This window comes from Collinsella aerofaciens (genome assembly GCF_019131995.1).
In the GTDB taxonomy this organism is placed as follows: Bacteria; Actinomycetota; Coriobacteriia; order Coriobacteriales; family Coriobacteriaceae; genus Collinsella; species Collinsella aerofaciens_S.
The window spans coordinates 54,441-74,961 of the sequence record NZ_JAHONA010000007.1 but is presented as its reverse complement, the minus strand read 5'-3'; the positions used below and the strand labels follow the sequence as shown (position 1 = coordinate 74,961).

Here is a 20,521-nt window from a genome sequence, read left to right as displayed (position 1 = left end):
AAAGCGAGATGCATGCAAGTCGCAGGCATCTCGCTTGTTGTATTTGCTATCATCAGTCAAGTTAACCTTAGGGTCGGTCGGCTTGGCTTTGTTCGCTACAAGTTCCGCACGCAAAGAAGAGCACTTAATGTGCTCTTCGTCTTGCGCAGGACTGTCCGCAGTAGCGAACAAAGCCAAGCCGACCGACCCCAGCTAAGATTAAAGGAGCTGATATGTGCGATTGCACAGATCATAAGGACGAGATCCCTGCATACGACGCGCAGGCCATTGAGTCTAGGTGGATGAAGGCCTGGGAGGACTCCAACCTCTTTGCCGTCGACACCGACGACAGCAAGCCCAAGAAGTACGTGCTCGAGATGTTCCCGTATCCGTCGGGCGACCTGCACATGGGCCACGCGCGCAACTATACCATCGGCGATGCCATGGCCCGTCAGGCCCGCATGCGCGGCTACGACGTGCTGCACCCCATCGGCTTCGATGCCTTTGGTCTGCCTGCCGAGAACGCCGCCATCAAGCACAACACGCAGGCTGCCGCCTGGACGTATAAGAACATGGATCAGGCACTCGCCACGATGAAGCGCATGGGCTTCTCCTACGATCTGGATCGCATGGTCAAGACCTGCAGCCCCGACTACTACCGCTGGGGTCAGTGGATCTTTGAGAAGCTGTGGGAAAAGGGCTTGGTCTACCGCAAGAAGAACCCTGTCAATTGGTGCCCCACCTGCAAGACCGTTCTGGCTAACGAGCAGGTCACCGAGGGCAAGTGTTGGCGCTGCGGCACCGAGCCCGAGAAGCGCGACCTGGAGCAGTGGTACTTCAAGATTACCGAGTACTCCCAGGAGCTGCTCGACGATCTGGAGAAGCTCCCCGGCTGGCCCGAGCGCGTCAAGCAGATGCAGGCCAACTGGATCGGCCGCTCCGAGGGCGCCGAGGTCGACTTTACCCTGTGCGACAAGGATGGCGTGCCCATCGAGGGCGACGAGGGTAAGATCACCGTCTTCACCACGCGAGCCGACACGCTTTTCGGTGTCTCCTTCTTTGTCCTGGCTCCCGAGTACGCGCGCCTGCACGAGCTCGTCGCGGGCACGGAGTACGAGGAGGCCGTCACCAAGATCGTCGAGGACTCCAAGCACATCTCTGCCGTCGAGCGTGCCCAGGGCACCCTCGAGAAGCACGGTGCCTTTACGGGTCGCTATGTGGTGAACCCCGTCAACGGCGAGAAGGTCCCCGTGTGGGTTGCCGATTATGTCGTTGCCGACTATGGCACCGGCGCCGTCATGGCCGTTCCCTGCGGCGACCAGCGCGACTTTGAGTTTGCCCGCAAGTATGACCTGCCGATCGTGCCGATCATCCTGGACGATGACGACCGCGCAGCCGTCGAGGCCAGCGGCGAGACCATCGACACCTTCCATGCCGAGACCGTCGACTGGGATTGCGCCCACGCTGCCGAGGGCACGCTCGTCCAGTCCGGCAAGTACACCGGCATGCGCGGCGGCAAGCACTCCGAGGGCGAGGCTGCCATCGTGGCCGATCTTGAGGCCATGGGCTGCGGTCGTCGTAAGGTCGAGTTCCGTCTGCGCGACTGGCTCATCAGCCGCCAGCGCTACTGGGGTAACCCCATCCCGGCCATTCACTGCGAGCACTGCGGCATCGTGCCCGTGCCCGAGGACCAGCTGCCAGTGACGCTGCCCGAGAACCTGGACCTGGGTGCCGGCGAGACCCTCGCCGAGTGCAAGGAATTCTACGAGACGACCTGCCCGGTCTGCGGTCGCCCGGCCAAGCGTGAGACCGATACCATGGACACCTTCACCTGCTCCAGCTGGTATTACCTGCGCTATACCGACCCGCACAACACCAAGCTGCCCTTCTCCCGCGAGGCGGCCGACCGTTGGATGCCCGTCGATAATTACATCGGTGGCATCGAGCACGCCATTCTGCACCTGCTCTACAGCCGCTTCTTTACCAAGGCCCTGCGCGACCTGGGCCTGCTGAGCGTTGACGAGCCCTTCACCAACCTGCTGTGCCAGGGCATGGTCAAGGACGAGAACGGCGACACCATGTCCAAGTCCAAGGGCAACGTCGTGCCCCCGAGCTCGGTCATCGAGCCCTACGGCGCCGACACCATGCGTCTGGCGATCCTGTTTATCGCCCCGCCCGAGAAGGACTTCGACTGGGATCCCAAGGCCGTCGAGGGCGCTAACCGCTTTATTAAGCGCGCCTGGCGTATCGTGTGGCAGCTCGTCCAGTCCGGCGACGCCAACGTGGCCTTTGACAAGTCCGTGCTCGACGAGGTCGCGATGAAGCTCTATCGCGAGCGCCATCGCACCATTGCCAAGTGCACCGAGGACTTTGACCGCGGCCAGTTCAACACCGCGATCTCGGCCGTCATGGAGCTCGTCAACGCGGCGAGCGCCTACCTCAACGCCACCGAGGGTGCTGACCGCGATAAGGCTCTGTGCTACGGCGTGGCCAAGGACATCGTGAGCGTCCTTGCCCCCATCTGCCCGTTCTGGGCCGACGAGCTGTGGCACGAGGCACTCGGCTGCGAGGGCAACGCCTACACCGCCGCCTGGCCCGAGTTCGACCTGGCCGAGTCCATCGAGGACACGGTGCAGATCGTCGTACAGGTGCTCGGCAAGGTCCGTGGCCGCATTGACGTCGCCCGCGACGCCTCCAACGAGGAGATGCAGGCTGCCGCTGAGGAAGCCGTTGCCAAGTGGCTTGAGGGCAAGACGGTCGTCAAGGCCATCTGCGTGCCTGGCAAGCTGGTTAACCTGGTGGTCAAGTAAGCGCTGCGCGCATAGTTGACGTGCTATAGGCGAGGGGCGATCCGGCTGGGTCGCCCCTCGTTTTTCATGCACCTGTCCTGGTACCTGCGGTTAATTGTTCTATTCTTGTGGAGAACCTGTGCTCACGCTGACCTGCGGGTTTGTGTTGTGGTTGCACGTTTGCGCAGGTATTGGTATAGTTTGCTTGCAAATGAAGTTGTAATTGAAAGAAGTGGGGTTTCGGCCCCGCTTCTTTTTTGTATGGATGGAGGTGCCGCAATGGTCAAGACCAAGACCGAGCAGGCGATCATCGACGCGCTCGAGGCCGTCGCTCCCCAGCACGATGTCGACATCGTCGATGTTGAGCTCGTGGGTGCCACCAAGGCCCCCTGCGTGCGTGTGCGTATCGAGGGTGCCGAGGGTCAGAGCTTGTCGCTCAATGACGTCACGGCCAACACCAAATGGGTCGGCGACGTGATTGAGGAGCTCGACCCCATCTCATCGAGCTATACGCTCGAGGTGTCGAGCCCGGGTATGGCGCGCCCGCTGCGCCGCCCGAGTGACTTTGCCCGCTTTGTGGGCGAGAACTGCGAGCTCACCTCCACCGCCACCGAGGGACGTCGCAAGTACGCCGGCAAGATTGCCGCCGCCACCGAGACGAACGTGACCCTCGAGCTCGAGGACGGCGAGTCCGTCATCCTCGATTTCTCTGATGTTAAAAAGTGCAAGTTGAAGCCCACTTATGACTTCAAGCCCGCGAAGGAAGGAAAGTAAGATGGCAGCATCCGACATGATGTCCGCCCTGATGGAGCTTTGCCAGGAGAAGCACATCGACCAGCTCTACCTGATCGACCGCCTGGAGCAGTCGCTCGCCAAGAGCTATGCCGAGATCCTGCATCTTGAGTGGGGCGCTAAGGTGACTATCGACCGTACCACCGGTAAGATCTACGTCTACCGTCTGGAGCCGATCGACGATTCCATGGACGAGGAGGGCAACTTCACCGAGTTCGAGGAAATCGACGTCACTCCCAAGAACACGAGCCGCATCGCCGCCCAGCACGCCAAGGCCGAGATCAACGCCATCGTGCGCAACTCCGCCCGCGAGCAGATCTACGAGGAGTTCTCCGGCCGCATCGGTGACCTCATCAGCGGTACCGTGCTGCAGTCCACGCCCGACTTCACGATCGTCAAGATTCGCGAGGGCGTCGAGGCCGAGCTTCCGCACTTCGACCAGCGCCGTTACGAGAACGAGCGCAACGAGCGTCCGATGGGCGAGCGCTACCTGCACAACCAGCACATTAAGGCCGTGATCATCGACGTTCGCGACCCCAACTCCAACCTGCAGCCGGTTCGTGGCGAGCACAGCCGTCCGCCGATTGTCATCTCCCGTACCCACCCCGAGCTCATGCGTCGTCTGTTTGAGCAGGAGGTGCCCGAGATCTATGAGGGCACCGTCCAGATCAAGTCGATCGCCCGCGAGCCCGGCCAGCGCTCCAAGGTCGCCGTTCACTCGCTCGACGATCGTCTGGATCCCGTGGGCGCCTGCGTCGGCCCCAAGGGTAGCCGTGTTCGCGCCGTCGTGGGCGAGCTCCGTGGCGAGCGCGTCGACGTCATCCTGTGGGATGCCGATCCGGCCGTCTACGTCGCAAACGCCCTGTCGCCCGCCAAGGTCACCCGCGTCCTCATCGACGAGGAGAAGGCCTACGCCGGCGTTATCGTTCCCGACGACCAGCTGTCCCTCGCCATTGGCAAGGAGGGCCAGAACGCCCGCCTCGCCGCGCGCCTGACCGGCTGGCACATCGACATCAAGTCCGAGACCCTTGCCGTCGACATCCTCAAGAACGTTCCCGTTCACGAGGAGCCCGCCGCCGATCTGATCGGCGACGAGGAAGACGAGGACGTCCGTCGCTGCGAGTTCGTGTCCGAGGACGGCATCCAGTGCCGCAACCAGGCCCGTCCCGGCTCCCGTTTCTGCGGTGTTCACGACACCGACGCCTTCGATGATGCGGAGGACCTGATCTAGCGCGCGGTCGCGCCGGGCGGGTCCCGGCGCATATCCCACGCTCGTTCAGTCTCTAGGCACCCAAGGTGCCAGAAAGGGTAGGTGAAGTCATATGGCAAAAGTCCGTGTGTCCACCCTGGCCAAAGAGTTCGGCATGACCTCCAAGGAACTGATGGGTCATCTCGCCGAAATGAAGATTCCCGCTAAGTCCGCTTCCTCCGCCCTGGAGGACGCCTACGTCGCTATGGTCCGCAAGCAGCTCGCTTCGGTGATCGAGGCCCGCGCCCAGGAAGTCGAGGCCGCCAAGCTGGCCGAGGAGCAGGCCGCTGCCGCCGAGGAGGCAGCACGCGCTGCCGAGGCGGAGCGCGAGCGCATCGCTGCCGAGAAGGCTCGCGAGGAGGAGCGTCGTCAGTTCGCCGCCGCCCAGGCTGCCGAGGAGGCCGCCCGCGCTGAGGCCGAGGCCAAGAAGAAGGCCGAGCAGGAGCGTCTTGCCCGCGAGAAGGAGGAGGCTGCCCGCGAGGCCCAGCGCCGCGCCGTTCCCGCTTCCGACTCCGGTTCGCGCTTCCGTTCGCTGCTCGACCAGATCGCCGCACAGGAGACCGTGCTCAAGGAGAAGAAGGACGCCGAGGAGAAGGCCAAGGCCGAGCGCGCCGCCGAGCGCGGCAACCGTCGTGGCGGCAACAACGACCGCCGCGGTGGTCGTCGTAACGATCGCAACGCCTCCGACAACAACTCCGAGCGCAACGCCTCCGAGAACCGTCCCCACAGCCATCGCACTAATGCCAGCAACAACGTCGCTGCCGGTATGGACTTCCCCAACCCTGATAAGCAGGGCAAGGGCAAGAAGCGCAAGGGCGGTCACAACAACGAAGAGGATCACTACAGCCGCATGGCTCGCGAGGCCGAGGAGTACAGCCGCGAGAAGGTGCTCGAGGAGGCTCGTGCCGCCGTCGAGGAGGCCTCTCGCGAGTCCACTGGTCGCCGCAAAAAGCGCAAGGAGAAGCGCGAGCGCGAGGCCGCAAAGGCTCAGGAAGAGCGCAAGATTGAGGAGGCGCTGGCCCAGGGCGTGAACCCCGAGGACCTCGACGCCATCAAGGTCTCCCAGGGCGTTACCGTCCAGGAGCTCGCCGAGGCGCTCGACGTTCCGGCTAACGACATCATCAAGCGCCTGTTCCTGCTGGGCACGCCGCTTACCATGACGCAGTCCATGTCCGATGACCTCGTCGAGCTCGTTGCCGACGACCTGGGCCGCCAGATCAAGATCATCACCCCCGAGGAGGAGAACACCTTCTCGTTCTACGACGATCCCGCCGACCTTAAGCCGCGCGCCCCGGTCGTCACCGTCATGGGCCACGTCGACCACGGCAAGACTTCGCTGCTCGACGCCATCCGTCACACCGGCGTCGCTGCCGGCGAGGCGGGCGGCATTACGCAGGCCATCGGCGCTTCGCAGGTCATGATCAACGACCGTAAGATCACCTTCATCGATACCCCCGGTCACGCCACCTTTACGGCCATGCGTGCCCGCGGCGCTAAGGTGACCGATATCGTCATCCTGATCGTGGCTGCCGACGACGGCGTCATGCCCCAGACCATCGAGTCGATCAACCACGCTAAGGCCGCCGGCGTCCCCATCGTCGTCGCCGTCAACAAGATCGATAAGCCGGGTGCCAACCCCGACCGCGTGCGCCAGGAGCTCACCGAGTACGGCATCATCCCCGAGGAGTGGGGCGGACAGAACATGTTCGTCAACATCTCGGCCAAGCAGAAGATCGGTATCGACGACCTGCTCGAGACCGTCCTGCTCCAGGCCGACGTGCTCGAGCTTAAAGCCAACCCCGATACGTTCGCATCGGGCAACGTCCTCGAGGCTAAGCTTGACAAGGGCCGCGGCTCGGTTGCCACCGTGCTCGTGACCCGCGGTACCCTGCACGTGGGCGACACGCTGGTCGCCGGCCTCACCTATGGCCGCGTCCGTGCCATGCTCGACCCCAAGGGCAACGCCGTCACCGAGGCCGGTCCCTCCGACGCCGTCGAGATCCTGGGCCTGCAGTCCGTCCCCAACGCCGGCGATGAGTTCCGCGTGTTCGAGGACGAGCGCGAGGCACGTGCGCTGGCCGACGAGCGTTCGCTCAAGGCCCGTATCGAGGAGCAGAGCCGCGTGAAGCACGTGACGCTCGAGAACCTCTTCGAGACCATCGCCGACGCCGAGGTCAAGGAGCTCAACCTGATCATCAAGGCCGACGTCCAGGGTTCCATCGAGGCCCTTCAGGACTCCCTCGACAAGATGGATCAGTCCGAGGTGCGCATCAACACGATCCATTCCGCCGTTGGTGCCATCAACGAGACCGACGTGGTCCTGGCCGACGCCTCCAACGCCATCATCATCGGCTTTGGCGTCCGTCCCGACGGCAAGGCCCGCTCCGCCGCCGAGCGCGAGGGCGTCGAGATCCGTTGCTACGACGTCATCTACAAGTGCCTCGAGGACCTCGACGCTGCCCGCATCGGTATGCTCAAGCCCACCGAGGTCGAGGTCTCCACGGGTACTGCGACCGTTCTGGACACCTTCAAGGTGCCCAAGGTTGGTATCGCCGCCGGTGTCCGCGTCGAAGAGGGCGAGATCGCCGCGACCGATTCTGTGCGCCTGGTGCGCGACGGCATCGTGGTCTTCAACGGTAAAATCGCCTCGATGCGCCACTACAAGGACGAGGCCAAGAGCCTCAAGAGCGGCTCCGAGGGCGGTATTGGCCTGGAGAACTTCCAGGACATCAAGCCTGGCGACACCATTGAGGGCTACCGCATTGACCAGGTTGCCCGTACCGAGTAGGGGGTAGCGCTATGAAGCAAACGCAGGCAACCCGCCGTCTGGGCGAGCAGCTTCGCGAGAAGCTCGGTTATATCCTGCTCTTTGAGGTTTCCGATCCGCGTCTCGACCTGGTCACCCTGACCGCGGTCGAGGTCGCGGTGGACCGTTCGTTCGCGCGCGTGTACGTGTCGTGCGACGCGAGCCGCTACGACGAGGTCATGGAGGCGCTCGCCAGCGCCAAGGGCCGCATCCGTAGCCTGTTGGCCCGCTCGCTCGATTGGCGCGTCACGCCCGAGCTCGATTTTCGCATCGATCGCTCGACCGATGAGGCCGAGCGCATCACGCGTGCGCTGGAAAACGTTCCCGCCACGCTTGCGATCGAAAAGGACGAGGACGGCTATCCCATAGCGGATGCCGCCCAGGAGGCAGCTTTAGATGAGTAATTCCGCCGACCTCGCATCGTGCGAGTCTGCAGATATTCAGCGACGCATCCTCGAGCTCATCGAGGATGCGTCCTCCATTGCGATTTCGGGACATACGTCTCCCGATGGTGATGCCCTGGGCTCCGTGCTGGGTCTGGGCCTCTCGCTTATGAAGTTTTTTCCCAACAAGGACATTGCCCTGCTGCTGGCAGACGATGACCCGGTTCCGCGCATTTACCGCTTTATGGAGGGCGCCGACCGTCTGGTGCCGGCATCTGCGTATACCGGCAATCCGGACCTGTTCATCTCGGTGGACGTGCCGGTCGTCGAGCGTCTGAACAACTCAGCCGAGGTACTCCGCCGCTCGTCGCATGTGGTGTGCTTCGATCATCATCCGGCGCGTGAGGAATTTGCCGAGCTGAGCCTGAGGTGCGTCGGCGCCGCAGCCTGCGCCATGATCATCGACCGCTTTTTGGACAATTGCGGCATTGTGGCTCGCAACGGTGTCGCGACCTGCCTGCTGTGCGGCCTGGTGACCGATACCGGTCGTTTTCAGTACCAAAACGCCGATGCCGCTGCGTTCCATGCTGCCTCGCGCCTGGTCGCGCACGGTGCCGATCCGGCGCGCGTTGCGCTCGAGGTCTACCAGAGCATGCGCGTTGAGTTCTTGCATCTCAAGTCCATCGTTATGGGCCGCATCAAGACGGTGGCGCACGGTCGCGTGGCATATAGCTATGCGTACCAGAGCGACCTCGAGGCCTGCGGCGTCACTTCGGACGAGTGCGACGGCCTGGTCGATGTGGTGCGTTCGGTGATGGGCGTTGAGGTCTGCCTGTTCCTAAAGGGCATCGAGGGCGATACCAAGGTGCGCGGCAACCTGCGCTCCAAGGGCGACCTCGATGTGTCCGAAATCGCTGCCAACTTTGGCGGTGGCGGGCATCATGCCGCCGCCGGCTTTTCCAACAACGGAACGATTCGCGAGACGCTCGCTGTGGCACTTCCCATGCTGGCCGAGCTGGTGGGGGAGGATCCCGCTTCGGTGACCGTCGAGCTCTAACATTTTGGATGGTACATGGCTCGTCGTACGCCTTCTCAATTGAATATGCTGCTCGCCGTCGATAAGCCGGTGGGCTGTACGTCCCACGACGTGGTTTCGAAGTGCCGACGCGCCCTTCATGAGCGACGCGTCGGCCATGCCGGTACGCTCGACCCCATGGCCTCGGGTGTCATGGTGGTGGGCGTGGGCCAGGCGACCCGTCTGCTGGGCATGCTAACCCTCGATACCAAAAGTTATGTCGCCGACATTTCGTTTGGCGTCGAGACCAATACCGATGACGCGGAGGGCGAGGCCGTCCGCACGGTGCCCGTTGCCCCCGAGCTGCGCGATCTCGCTTACGCCCGTGAGCAGCTCGCCGCTATGCTTGGCCCGCAGATGCAGGTGCCGCCAGCGTTTTCGGCCATCTCGGTCAATGGCGTTCGCGCCTATAAGAGTGCTCGCGAGGGCAATGCGGTTGAGTTGCCCCCGCGCCCCGTCGAGGTCTATGCCGCCGACCTGATCGCCGTGGGCGGCGAGGGCGATACGTGCGTCTGGACCGTGGCGTTTTCGGTAAGCAAAGGCACCTACATTCGCGCGCTCGCTCGCGATCTGGGTCGTGCCTGCGATAGTGCTGCACATATTTCCGCGCTGCGCCGTACGGCCTCCGGCGTGGTTTCCATTGGCGCCTGTCATGCGGTAGAGGAGCTCTCTGCCGAGACCGCTGCCGGTTTCGCTCTGGATCCCATCGCCGCCCTAGGTGCCACGCGAGTCGATTTGCCGGGTAATCTTGCAGACGACCTGCTTTGTGGCCGCCGCATTCCCGTTGAACGCGCGCTTGCGGACTTCGATACGGCGAAGGCGCCGTTCGCGCTCGTACTCGATGGGGGATTGAAGGCGCTTGCTCGTATCGAGGGCGGCCGCTTTGTGATGGAGCACGTCTTTCCGCAGGCGATCGGCGGTGTTCGATGATGCTGACGCCCCACGAGCTCGCGCGTATCTTTTTCGCGGGTGAGTTGGATGAGGCCCGTATCGTTTCTGCCGATGCTTTTGATGGGTGCGAGTTCTTGGGTGCCGCGTCGATCGCTATTGGCGTGTTTGATGGCGTGCATCGTGGGCACCAAGAGCTGATCGAAGCGGTTATTCGCGATGCACATGATCACGGCAGCAAAGCGGTCGTGGTCACCTTCGATCCCGATCCGGACGTCGTGGTGAGTCCGTCGCCCGCCCAAAAATTGATGACGACGGCCGACCGCCTGCATGCCCTGGCTCAAACCGGGGTCGATGCGGTGGTGGCCGTTCCCTTTACGCCCGCCGTGGCGGCACTCGATCATGTCGGGTTTCTGGCGCTGTTGTCGCGCGTTATCGACATTCGCTCCATTCGTGTCGGTAGCGATTTTAGGCTCGGCCGCGGAGGCGCTTCGGGCGTTGCCGAGATGCGCGCCTGGGGCACTGAGCGTGGGGTTGACGTTTACGGTCACGACCTGCTCTGCGTTAACGGGCAGACCGTCTGCGCCACGCGCGTCCGCCATGAGCTGGGTCAGGGTCATGTGGAGCTGGCTGCCGAGCTTCTCGGCCGTCCCTATATGCTGCGCGGCGTTGTGGCGGCTGGCCGTCACGAGGGCTCCGACATGGGCTTTCCCACGGCAAACATCCAGGTGCCCGACGGCATCCAAGTGCCTGCCGATGGCGTCTATGAGGGTCTGGTGCTGGTCGACGATACCGTATGGCCTGCTGCCGTTAACGTCGGCCTGCCGCCGACCTATGCCGATGATGCCACCTCGGCGCATCTCGAGGCCAACTTGATCGGCTATGCGGGCGACCTGTATGGCGCCTCGGTGTCGCTGGCGTTTACGCGCTGGCTGCGTCCGTCTCGCGTGTTCGATTCCCTGGACGAGTTGATCGCGACCGTCGAGGGTAATATCGACGATATCCGTCATAACTTGGGTGAGCAGGGGGTGGGCATCCGTGATTAGCGATGAGGAAAAAGATCAAGTACGCGCGGCGTCGGACTTGGTTGCCATCGTGCAGGAAACGGTTGAGCTCAAGCCCCGCGGCCATGAGTTTTGGGGCTGCTGCCCGTTCCATGGCGAAAAGACCCCGTCGTTTCACATTATCCCTGCTACGCAGGTGTGGCACTGCTTTGGCTGCGGCGAGGGCGGCGACGTCTTTACCTATATCATGAAGCGCGAGAACCTGAGTTTTCCCGAGTCGATCCGCTATTTGGCTGATCGTGCGGGCATTGAACTGCACGATACCGGTGCGCAGCGCGATCGCGGCACCAAGCGCGCCCGCATCTATGATCTGTGCGCCGAGACGGCTCAGTTCTACCACACCATGCTTATGCGCGGTAAGGACAGCCGTCCGCGCGAGTACTTTGCCAGCCGCGGTATGGGTGGCGATGTCTGCCGACGCTACTGCCTGGGTTTTGCGCCTGGTCGCAACGCGCTGGTTTCGCACCTGTCTCAGGCGGGCTTTACCCCGCAGGAGATGATTGACGCCAACGTGGCCGTGAGCCGTGGGCGCGGACAGCTTGCCGACCGTTTTTACGACCGTGTGATGTTTCCCATCTTTGATGAGCAGGGTCACAATATCGCCTTTGGCGGGCGCATCATGGGCGATGGTCAGCCTAAGTACCTCAACACCGCCGAGACGAGCGTGTTTCATAAAAAGCGAAACCTCTACGGCTTTAACTGGGCCAAGGAGTTTATCGTTGCTCAGGATACTGCCATCGTGGTGGAGGGCTATACCGATTGCATCGCCTGCTGGGAGGCGGGGATCAAAAACGTCGTCGCCACCCTGGGCACGGCGCTGACGGAGCATCACGTAAAGACACTCACCCGCTTTGCCAAGCGCATTGTATATATGTTTGATGGCGACGCCGCCGGTCAAAAGGCCGCGCGCCGCGCGATTCAGTTTATCGAGCAGGATTCGATGGACCTCCGCTGTGTGGTGCTGCCCGACGGCAACGACCCCATGGAGTTCATCACGGCGCATGGCGGCGAGGCGCTGCAGGCGCGCATTGACACGGCCGAGCCCCTCATGGACTTTGTCTATCGTTCGCTGCAGGAGTCGAGCGACATTACCACGCCGGGCGGTCGCGCCAAAGCGCTCGAGGATGCGCTGACGCTCATCTATCCGCTGCGCGACAGCTATATGATCGACACGTACTTTATTCAGATTGCCGACCTGTTGGGTTTGGACCTGGAGACCGTGCGCGCGAGTTCGGGCCGCGTGTTTCGCGATATCGCCAAGCGTGAGGATGCCGAGCGTCGGCGTGAGCAGAACTACGAGCGTCAACGCGCGCAAGCTGAGCGCGCGGGCGGTTCGCAGGGACGAAGCTCGGGCGGCGGTGCGGCTGGTGCGCGCAGTGCCGGTCGCGGTGCCTGGGCCGCGGGTGCGACGCCGCCGGTGTCCGCACCGGTCGAGGAGGACCCGTACGACTACGTTCCGCTTGATGCCTATGGGGCCGCGCCGGTTGAGGTCGACGAGGATCTGCCGCCAATCGATGTGCCGGCGGGAATGGAAAGCGCGGCACCCGTTGCCGATAGTCCAAGCGCGGCGGCGGCTCCGTCGATGCCGATCGTTTTGACCGATCTGGAGCGGAAATCCCTGGCGGGGGAGCGCGAGCTGCTGACCATGCTCACGAGCTATCCCGATCTGTTCCGCACCTATGCCGATCGCATTTGTTCTATCGAGTGGGTCGACCCGCGTCACGAGTCCATTGCGTGGGCCGTGCTGGCAACGCCGCCGGGCACCGATCCTGCTGCCTGCATGGATGCGGCGCGCGCGGTGTGTCCCGAGGCGGCGTCGCTTGTCAGCGCCGGGCGCATCTCGGCAACGAGCAAGCACCCGACCGAGACGAACATCGTCTTTATGCTCGATACGCTCGAGCTCTACACCATCAAACGTCGCATGCGAGCTGCGCAGGCCAAGTTGCGTCAGGACCGTTCACTCGACGATGAGGCCCGTCGCGTGCTAACGATGCAGGCGGTGCAAGATTCACAGCGCCAGCGCGAGCTCCAAAAGTCGATTGGTGGCGTGGCCGACCCGTTCCGTTTGATCGGTTTGGAGACCGCAGGTGCCGATCAGGCCTAGATGTTGTGGTCAACCAGCGTATTCTCGCCTATATCCTGTCTTTATTTTGGGTATAGACGTCTTTGTGTGTGCTAAAGTATTGAGTCCTGTGGACTACGAAGGGAGAATCTGTGCCAAAAAAGACTGAGAGCACGGGTACTGGGCTGGAATCCTACGTTGCAAAGCTCATGGGCAACGGCTCAAACAGGACTTCGGTAACCGAGGACGAGATTCAGGTCGCCCTGAAGGATATCGATGTCTCCGATGAGCAGCTCAACGCGGTGTATTCCGCGCTGCGCAACAGCGGCATCCAGATTATCTCCGCGAGCGGAAACGACGACGCCCCGATGGGCGTCGACGATGACGATAACGATACCGACGATTTCGACGATGACGAGCACGATTCCGGCTCGCTTGACGATCACGAGCTTAAGATGGCCCGCCAGGCCGATGCCGAGATGGGCTCTTCCAAGAGCAAGAAGAAGCGCACCGTGCGCACGTCCCGTTCGCGTTCGCGCGTGCGCGGCATCGATGCCTCCACGGTGATGCTGACCGGCGACCCGGTTCGTATGTACCTCAAGGAGATCGGTAAGGTCGACCTGCTGACCGCATCTGAAGAGGTCGATCTGGCCATGAAGATCGAGGCCGGTCTCGAGGCTACCGAGAAGCTCGAGGCTGCCGATGCAGGCGAGATTGAACTCACACGCTCCGAGATGCGTCGTCTTACGCGTATTGAGAACGTTGGTCTTGAGGCCAAGCAAGCGCTCATCAGCGCAAACCTGCGTCTGGTCGTCTCCATCGCCAAGCGCTATGTCGGCCGTGGCATGCTGTTCCTGGATCTGATCCAGGAGGGCAACCTCGGTCTGATCCGCGCCGTCGAGAAGTTCGACTACCAGAAGGGCTTCAAGTTCTCCACGTACGCCACGTGGTGGATCCGTCAGGCCATTACGCGCGCTATTGCCGACCAGGCCCGTACCATTCGTATTCCCGTGCACATGGTCGAGACCATCAACAAGCTCGTCCGCGTGCAACGCCAGCTCCTCCAGGATCTGGGTCGCGACCCGACCCCTGAGGAGATCGGTGCTGAGATGGACATGAGCGCCGACCGCGTCCGCGAGATCCAGAAGATTTCGCAGGAGCCCGTGTCGCTCGAGACCCCGATCGGTGAGGAAGAGGATTCCCAGCTGGGTGACTTCATCGAGGACTCCCAGGCTATCGTTCCGCCCGATGCCGCCAGCTTCTCCATGCTGCAGGAGCAGCTCACCCAGGTGCTCGATTCGCTTGCCGATCGTGAGCGCAAGGTTATCGAGCTGCGCTTTGGTCTCGTCGACGGACATCCCCGCACGCTCGAGGAAGTCGGTCGCGAGTTTGGCGTCACGCGCGAGCGTATCCGCCAGATCGAGTCCAAGACCCTGGCCAAGCTCCGCCACCCGAGCCGCTCGAGCAAGCTGAAGGACTACATCGAAAGCTAGTCAAGCAAGAGGCGCCCTCAAGCACATCCGCTTGAGGGCGCTTTATGTAGTCGTTGGGGACGTTCTTAAATGACTAGTCGTTTAAGAACGTCCCCAACGACTGGGTCGGAAAATTTCTTAAAAAAGTTCTTGCCCTTCGCCCAATCGTCCGTATAATAAACTTCGTTGCTTGAGAGCACGCACCTATTCCTCGGTAGCTCAATGGTAGAGCACGCGGCTGTTAACCGCGCTGTTGTAGGTTCGAGTCCTACCCGGGGAGCCAGAATTTTCCAGCCCTTTCCGTTGGGCTTTAAATTCCTCGGTAGCTCAATGGTAGAGCACGCGGCTGTTAACCGCGCTGTTGTAGGTTCGAGTCCTACCCGGGGAGCCAGGTTTTAAAACCCGTCGCTTATGCGGCGGGTTTTTTCATGCCGCGATCACCGGTGGCGAACGTTACCGTATCAACATTTCGTGTCGAGGATGTAATCGCGAACCCCGTGGCCTTAACATGGCGCGGTCGTTGTAAAATGTTGGAATGATTGCTCCCACGACATGGTGCCGCGAGCACCAGAAAAGGAGATTCTTGTGTCTGAGACCATTAACGGCAGCCTGAGCGTCTCGAACGACGTTATTGCCGATATTGCCGGTTATGCCGCGATGACGTGCTACGGCGTCGTCGGTATGGCCGAACAGCTGCAGGGCGCCGAGAGCGTGCGCCTGCTTGCCGGCCAGCGCCTCCGCAAGGGCGTGCTTGTTTCCGCCGACGAGAACGGCCTTACGGTCGACCTTCACGTCGTGCTCGAGAACGGCGTCAACATGAAGTCCGTCTGCCACAATCTTTCGAGCTCCGTCGCCTTCACCCTGCAGGAGATCGCCCAAATCGATCCCGCCAGCCTTAAGATCGGCATTCACATCGACGCGCTCAAGAGCCGTCTGAACTAGCATCCGAATACGGAGATTTCATCACTTATGATTGCAAAGACCATTCGCACCTGTTTTCCGATCGCTGCGGCTGCCGTTTCCGACAAGGCCGAGGAGATCAACAAGCTCAACGTCTTCCCCGTACCCGACGGTGACACCGGCACCAACATGTCGCTTACGCTCGCCTCGGTGACCAAGGAGCTTTCCGCCCTTCCCGCCGATGCCGACATGGAGGCCATTGCTGGCGCCATCACCCACGGCTCCCTGATGGGCGCCCGCGGCAACTCCGGCGTCATCACCTCGCAGATCTTGCGCGGCGTGGCCGAGGGCCTTGTCTCTGCCGATGAGCCCATTACGTCCGCCAATATCGCCTTCGCCTTCCGTCGTGCCGTCAAGGTTGCCTTCCAGGCTGTTCGTAAGCCCATCGAGGGCACGATCCTCACGGTCCTGCGTGATGTTTCGACGAAGGCAGACGAGTGCGAGAAGAAGAAGTTCTCTGCCGAGGATGCGCTCGACGCCATCGTCGTCGAGGCCTACCAGTCCGTCGCCCGCACGCCCGACCTGCTGCCCGTCCTCAAGGAGAACGGCGTGGTCGACTCCGGCGCCTTTGGCTTTGCCATCTTCTTGGAGAACTTTGTTGCCGCCGCCCTTGGCCGCAGCACCGTGGTCGAGGATTTCTCCGCTACGTTCGATTCCGCCGGCTCTGCTCGCGATGCCGCTCTTGGCCGTGTTGAGATCGAGGCTAACGACGACTGGGAGGGCTCGGAGTTCCGCTACTGCAACGAGTTCCTCTTTAAGGCCGATGCTCCCTTTGACGAGGACGAGTGCCTGAAGTTCCTGGGCTCTATGGGCGACTGTGAGCTGCTCGTGGGCGCCTACCCCGACTACAAGATCCACGTGCACTCCAACACCCCCAACCTGGTGCTCGAGCATATGCTGCAGCTCGGTCAGATCTATGAGGTCTTTATCCACAACATGGAGATGGAGGCCCACGACCGCACCGCTAAGATCCATGAGGACCAGGAGAAGTCTGCCGAGCCCGCGAAGGCTCTGGGCTTTGTCGCCGTTGCGGCTGGCTCTGGTGAGGCTGACATCCTCAAGTCCCTCGGCGTCGATGTGATCGTGTCGGGTGGCCAGACCATGAACCCCTCGACCGCCGACTTGCTGGGCGCCGTCGACCAGGTCAACGCGACCTCGGTCATCATCCTGCCCAACAACGGCAACATCCGCATGGCTGCCGAGGCCGCTGCCTCTGCCTGCACCGACAAGAAGGTTGCCGTCGTTCCCACCAAGACCGTCCCGCAGGCCTTCTCCGCGCTGTTCGCGGTCCTGCCCGATTCCGAGCTCGAGGATGCTGTTGCCGCTATGGTCGATGCCATCAGCGAGGTCCGCGATGGCGAGGTCACCCGTGCCGTGCGCGATTCCAGCGCCTCCGACGGCTCGCCGATTCACTCCGGTGACGTCATGGGTATCATCGCCGGCTCCATCGATGTGGTCGGCTCCGACGTGAAGCAGGTCACGCTCGACTGCATCAACCGCATGCAGGAGGAAGAGGAGGGCGACGCGCTGACGATTCTGGCTGGCGAGGATTTGTCCGATGAGGCCTTCCAGGAGATCGTCGACGCCATCGAGGAGGCTCAGCCCGATCTGGAGATTGATGCCCATCGTGGCGAGCAGCCGCTCTATCCTGTGATCTTCTCGATCGAGTAGGCAACTGGCCATGTCCGAGCTGTGCTCCGTGCCGCGCGTCTCGGAGCGCTTTGCCCAGAGCAATGCGCTCGATGAGGATATCGCGCGACTCAAATATGTTTCGGGTAAACGTGAGGAGGCCCTTCGCCGTCTGGGAATTCGGACGGTGGGGGACCTCCTTCTCCATATTCCTCATCGCTACCTGGATTTCACTCGCTCGTGGTCCATCGAGATGGCGCCCATCGGCACCGTATGCACCATCATCGCCACGGTCGACCGTATTGTGCAAAAACAGCCCCGTCCGCGCATGCAGGTGACTGAGGTCTCGCTCGTGGACGAGACGGGCGTGCTGCAGGTTGCCTTTTTCCGTCAGCCTTGGATTGCCCAGCAGCTCAAACGGGGCGACCGTCTGGCGGTGATGGGCAAGGTCGAGTTTGCCTACGGCTTTAAGCAGATGGCCTCCCCGCACTTCGAGAAGCTCGAGGAGGGGCGTGCTGCCGGCACCATCCTGCCGGTCCACTACGTAAGCGACGGTGTGAGCCAGGCGTGGATGCGCCGTATCGTGAGCGGTGCGCTCGAAGTGGCTGCCTATCCGTTTGATCCCATTCCCGCACCGCTGCGTGCAAAGCGGAAGCTCATGAGCAATGCCCGTGCCCTGCGCTCGATTCACTTTCCCTCGAGCATGGCCGAGCGCGACATCGCGCGCCGGCGTCTCGCCTACGAGGAGTGTCTCTACCTGCAACTCGCGTTGCGCCTGCGCAATGACGGCGGTATGGTCGACGTAGTGCCTTATGCGCATGCCGCGGGCGAGCATTTGGCTGCGCTTAAACAGGCCCTGCCGTTTTCGCTGAGCGATGAGCAGGAGGCTGCATTTCAAGACATCCTGCATGACATGTGCGATGGCGGTCGCGTGATGAACCGTCTGCTGCTGGGCGACGTCGGTACCGGTAAGACCGCCGTTGCCGCCTGCGCGTTGGCGGTTGCGGCCGATAGCAGCACCCAGGCCTGCGTTATGGCGCCCACGGGCGTGCTGGCGCGTCAATATGCCGATAAGACCGGCCCCTTACTCTCGCAGGCTGGCATGACTTGGGCGCTCCTGACGGGAGCCACGCCGGCGGCCGAGCGTGAACAGATTCATACTCGGCTCCAGTCTGGCGAGCTCGACGTGCTCTTTGGTACCCATGCGGTGCTTTCGGAGAACGTCACGTTCAGGCATTTGTCGCTTGTGGTGATCGACGAGCAGCACCGCTTTGGCGTGGGCCAGCGTAACGCCCTGCGCGCAAAAGGCCCGGGTGCCGACTTGCTGGTCATGACTGCCACGCCGATCCCGCGTACGCTGGCGCTTTCGGTGTACGGCGACCTGGATACGAGCATCATCCGCCATCGCCCCGTTCCGGGTGCCGGCGTGACGACGCGCGTTCTCACCGAGTCGAGTCGCGACCTGGCCTATGGCGCCATCCGCGAGGCGCACGAAAAGGGGCAGCAAGCCTATGTTATCTGTCCGCTCGTGGAGCCGAGCGATTCGGCCGATGAACTCGAAGACGTACCCGGCATCGCTCGCGACGACGAAGGCCGCGTGACCGTGCCCGTGCCTCTGCATGACACGGCGACCGAGCTCGATCGCCTTCGTCTGGCATTACCGGGGCTTGCCATCGATCGTCTTCATGGCCGCATGCCGGCGGGGGAGAAGGACCGGGTCATCGATGCCTTCAAGCGCGGCGAGATCGACGTGCTCGTATCGACCACGGTGGTCGAGGTGGGCGTTGACGTGCCCAACACCACCGTCATGGTCATCGAGAATGGCGAGCGCTTTGGTTTGGCGGCCTTGCATCAGCTGCGCGGGCGCGTAGGCCGCGGCAGCGTGTCGGGTACGTGCCTGGTCATGACGCACTCCAAGGGCAACGGCGGCGCGTCGGCGGCTCAAGACCGCCTCCAGTCGCTCGAGAAGACCTCGGACGGCTTTACGCTCGCCCAGATGGACCTGCGTCTGCGCCACGAGGGCGAAATCCTGGGTTACCGCCAGCATGGCGGCGTGACCTTGCGCTTTGTGGACCTGGATGCCGACGAGGAATTGATCGAGTGGGCTCATTTGGACGCGGTCGAGCTCTTGCGGTATGCTTGCAACCTTGACTCCGTGGCGACGCGCCCTCTACGCGATGCGGTCGCCATGCGGTATCGACACATCTTTAAGGAGGTCAGCGGAGGATGAGAATCATCGGCGGCGAATGGCGCGGTCGTAAGATCGAGGAGCCCCGTGGTCGCGATGTCACCCGCCCCACGACCGATCGCGTGCGCGAGGCGTGCGCATCTATGGTCATGTCGGCATTCGACTTCGATCTGGACGAGGTCCGCGTGCTGGATGCCTTTGGCGGCTCCGGCGCCTTGGGCATTGAGATGCTCTCGCGTGGTGCCCGCTCGCTCACCACGTTCGAGATCGATCGCAACGCTGCTCGTCTGATTACCAAGAATATCGAGTCGCTGTGCCGTGACCGTGCGCGTTGGCGCGTGGTGACGGGTGACGTGCTGGCAAGCGCCTCGCGCGGCCGCGTGCCGGGCGGTCCCTTTGACCTGGTCCTGCTCGACCCGCCCTATGCTTTTGGTGCCGAGCCGGTCGAGGAGCTGCTGCAGAACCTGGCTCAGCAAGGCTTGCTGTCGCAGGGTGCCTACGCGCTCTTTGAGCACGCTGCGGCCGATACGGGCGCACATCCGGCAGGCTTTGAGACCGTGCGCGAGAAGCGTTACGGCATAACCTCGGTTGACTTGCTTCGCTGGGTTGGCAACGGCGAGGATGATGGCAACGATAGCGACGCACCCACGGAGGATGCCCATGAGTGACACCATTAACCGCGTAATCGTCCCGGGCACCTTCGATCCCATCACGTTTGGCCATATCGACGTCATCCGCCGCGCCCGCCGCATCTTTCCCAGCGTGATTGTGGCCGTTGCCGAGTCGCAGGGCAAAAACGGCGTCGGCACCACGTTTATGCTCGACGAGCGCGTGGCGCTGGCCCGTGAGGCGCTCGGTGATATTGACGGCGTCGAGGTGCTGCCCTTCACCGGGCTCTTGGTCGATTTTGCCCGCGAACAGGGAGCAGGAGCCGTGGTCAAGGGCCTGCGTGCCATGACCGACTTTGAGTACGAGCTGCAGCAGGCCGACCTCAACTACCGCCTGGATAGCGAGCTGGAGTCCATCTTTGTCATGAGTGCGCCGCAGTACGGCTATATCTCGAGCTCGGTGGTTCGCCAGATTGCCTCGCTCGGTAGCGACGTCTCTAATTTTGTTCCGCCCAATGTGGTCAAGGCGCTTAAACATCGCTTTTCGTGACGTTTTTTAATGCCTGGTGGCATGTGG

General features: G+C 62.4%; 15 protein-coding genes and 2 tRNA genes. All 17 read left to right on the top strand.

Annotation, left to right across the window (positions count from 1 at the left end; all coding sequences use genetic code 11):
* Nucleotides 1-212: 212 nt before the first annotated feature.
* Nucleotides 213-2,789, top strand: coding sequence for a leucine--tRNA ligase (leuS, locus tag KSY82_RS03710; RefSeq protein WP_217750072.1), 2,577 nt, complete (start codon nucleotides 213-215; stop codon nucleotides 2,787-2,789).
* A 258-nt stretch (nucleotides 2,790-3,047) separates the two neighbouring features.
* Nucleotides 3,048-3,542 (top strand): ribosome maturation factor RimP, encoded by a 495-nt coding sequence (gene rimP, locus KSY82_RS03705; protein WP_217750071.1) that lies wholly within the window; start codon nucleotides 3,048-3,050, stop codon nucleotides 3,540-3,542.
* A gap of 1 nt (nucleotide 3,543) precedes the next feature.
* Complete coding sequence (nusA, locus tag KSY82_RS03700) at nucleotides 3,544-4,791, top strand: transcription termination factor NusA (protein WP_217750070.1); 1,248 nt, start codon at nucleotides 3,544-3,546, stop codon at nucleotides 4,789-4,791.
* Nucleotides 4,792-4,882: 91 nt separating this feature from the next.
* Nucleotides 4,883-7,597, top strand: a complete 2,715-nt coding sequence (gene infB / locus KSY82_RS03695) for a translation initiation factor IF-2 (protein WP_217750069.1) — start codon at nucleotides 4,883-4,885, stop codon at nucleotides 7,595-7,597.
* An 11-nt stretch (nucleotides 7,598-7,608) separates the two neighbouring features.
* The gene (gene rbfA, locus KSY82_RS03690; RefSeq protein WP_117647311.1) at nucleotides 7,609-8,019 is read left to right on the top strand and encodes a 30S ribosome-binding factor RbfA; all 411 of its coding nucleotides are present in this window, start codon (nucleotides 7,609-7,611) and stop codon (nucleotides 8,017-8,019) included.
* Entirely contained in the window at nucleotides 8,012-9,055 is a 1,044-nt protein-coding gene (locus tag KSY82_RS03685; protein WP_217750068.1) for a DHH family phosphoesterase, read from the top strand. The genes rbfA and KSY82_RS03685 overlap by 8 nt, the downstream gene beginning before the upstream one ends.
* A gap of 15 nt (nucleotides 9,056-9,070) precedes the next feature.
* The gene (gene truB / locus KSY82_RS03680) at nucleotides 9,071-10,003 is read left to right on the top strand and encodes a tRNA pseudouridine(55) synthase TruB (RefSeq protein ID WP_217750067.1); all 933 of its coding nucleotides are present in this window, start codon (nucleotides 9,071-9,073) and stop codon (nucleotides 10,001-10,003) included.
* The gene (ribF, locus tag KSY82_RS03675; RefSeq protein WP_254881703.1) at nucleotides 10,000-11,007 is read left to right on the top strand and encodes a riboflavin biosynthesis protein RibF; all 1,008 of its coding nucleotides are present in this window, start codon (nucleotides 10,000-10,002) and stop codon (nucleotides 11,005-11,007) included. The genes truB and ribF overlap by 4 nt, the downstream gene beginning before the upstream one ends.
* A complete protein-coding gene (dnaG, locus tag KSY82_RS03670; protein WP_217750066.1) occupies nucleotides 11,000-13,129 on the top strand; it encodes a DNA primase in 2,130 nt (709 codons plus the stop codon). Before ribF ends, dnaG begins: the two co-directional genes overlap by 8 nt.
* Before the next feature lie 110 nt (nucleotides 13,130-13,239).
* Nucleotides 13,240-14,580 (top strand): RNA polymerase sigma factor RpoD, encoded by a 1,341-nt coding sequence (gene rpoD, locus KSY82_RS03665; protein ID WP_217750065.1) that lies wholly within the window; start codon nucleotides 13,240-13,242, stop codon nucleotides 14,578-14,580.
* 187 nt (nucleotides 14,581-14,767) lie between these two features.
* Nucleotides 14,768-14,842 (top strand) — tRNA-Asn (locus KSY82_RS03660).
* Nucleotides 14,843-14,875: 33 nt separating this feature from the next.
* Nucleotides 14,876-14,950 (top strand) — tRNA-Asn (locus tag KSY82_RS03655).
* Nucleotides 14,951-15,111: 161 nt separating this feature from the next.
* Nucleotides 15,112-15,501, top strand: coding sequence for an Asp23/Gls24 family envelope stress response protein (locus KSY82_RS03650; RefSeq protein WP_006234031.1), 390 nt, complete (start codon nucleotides 15,112-15,114; stop codon nucleotides 15,499-15,501).
* Between the two features lie 27 nt (nucleotides 15,502-15,528).
* On the top strand, nucleotides 15,529-17,190 hold the full coding sequence (locus tag KSY82_RS03645) for a DAK2 domain-containing protein (protein ID WP_217750064.1): 1,662 nt from the start codon (nucleotides 15,529-15,531) through the stop codon (nucleotides 17,188-17,190).
* A gap of 10 nt (nucleotides 17,191-17,200) precedes the next feature.
* Nucleotides 17,201-19,378, top strand: a complete 2,178-nt coding sequence (gene recG / locus KSY82_RS03640; protein ID WP_217750063.1) for an ATP-dependent DNA helicase RecG — start codon at nucleotides 17,201-17,203, stop codon at nucleotides 19,376-19,378.
* Entirely contained in the window at nucleotides 19,375-20,004 is a 630-nt protein-coding gene (gene rsmD / locus KSY82_RS03635) for a 16S rRNA (guanine(966)-N(2))-methyltransferase RsmD (RefSeq protein WP_217750062.1), read from the top strand. Before recG ends, rsmD begins: the two co-directional genes overlap by 4 nt.
* Nucleotides 19,997-20,494, top strand: coding sequence for a pantetheine-phosphate adenylyltransferase (gene coaD / locus KSY82_RS03630; protein WP_118065328.1), 498 nt, complete (start codon nucleotides 19,997-19,999; stop codon nucleotides 20,492-20,494). Before rsmD ends, coaD begins: the two co-directional genes overlap by 8 nt.
* Nucleotides 20,495-20,521 lie beyond the last annotated feature (27 nt).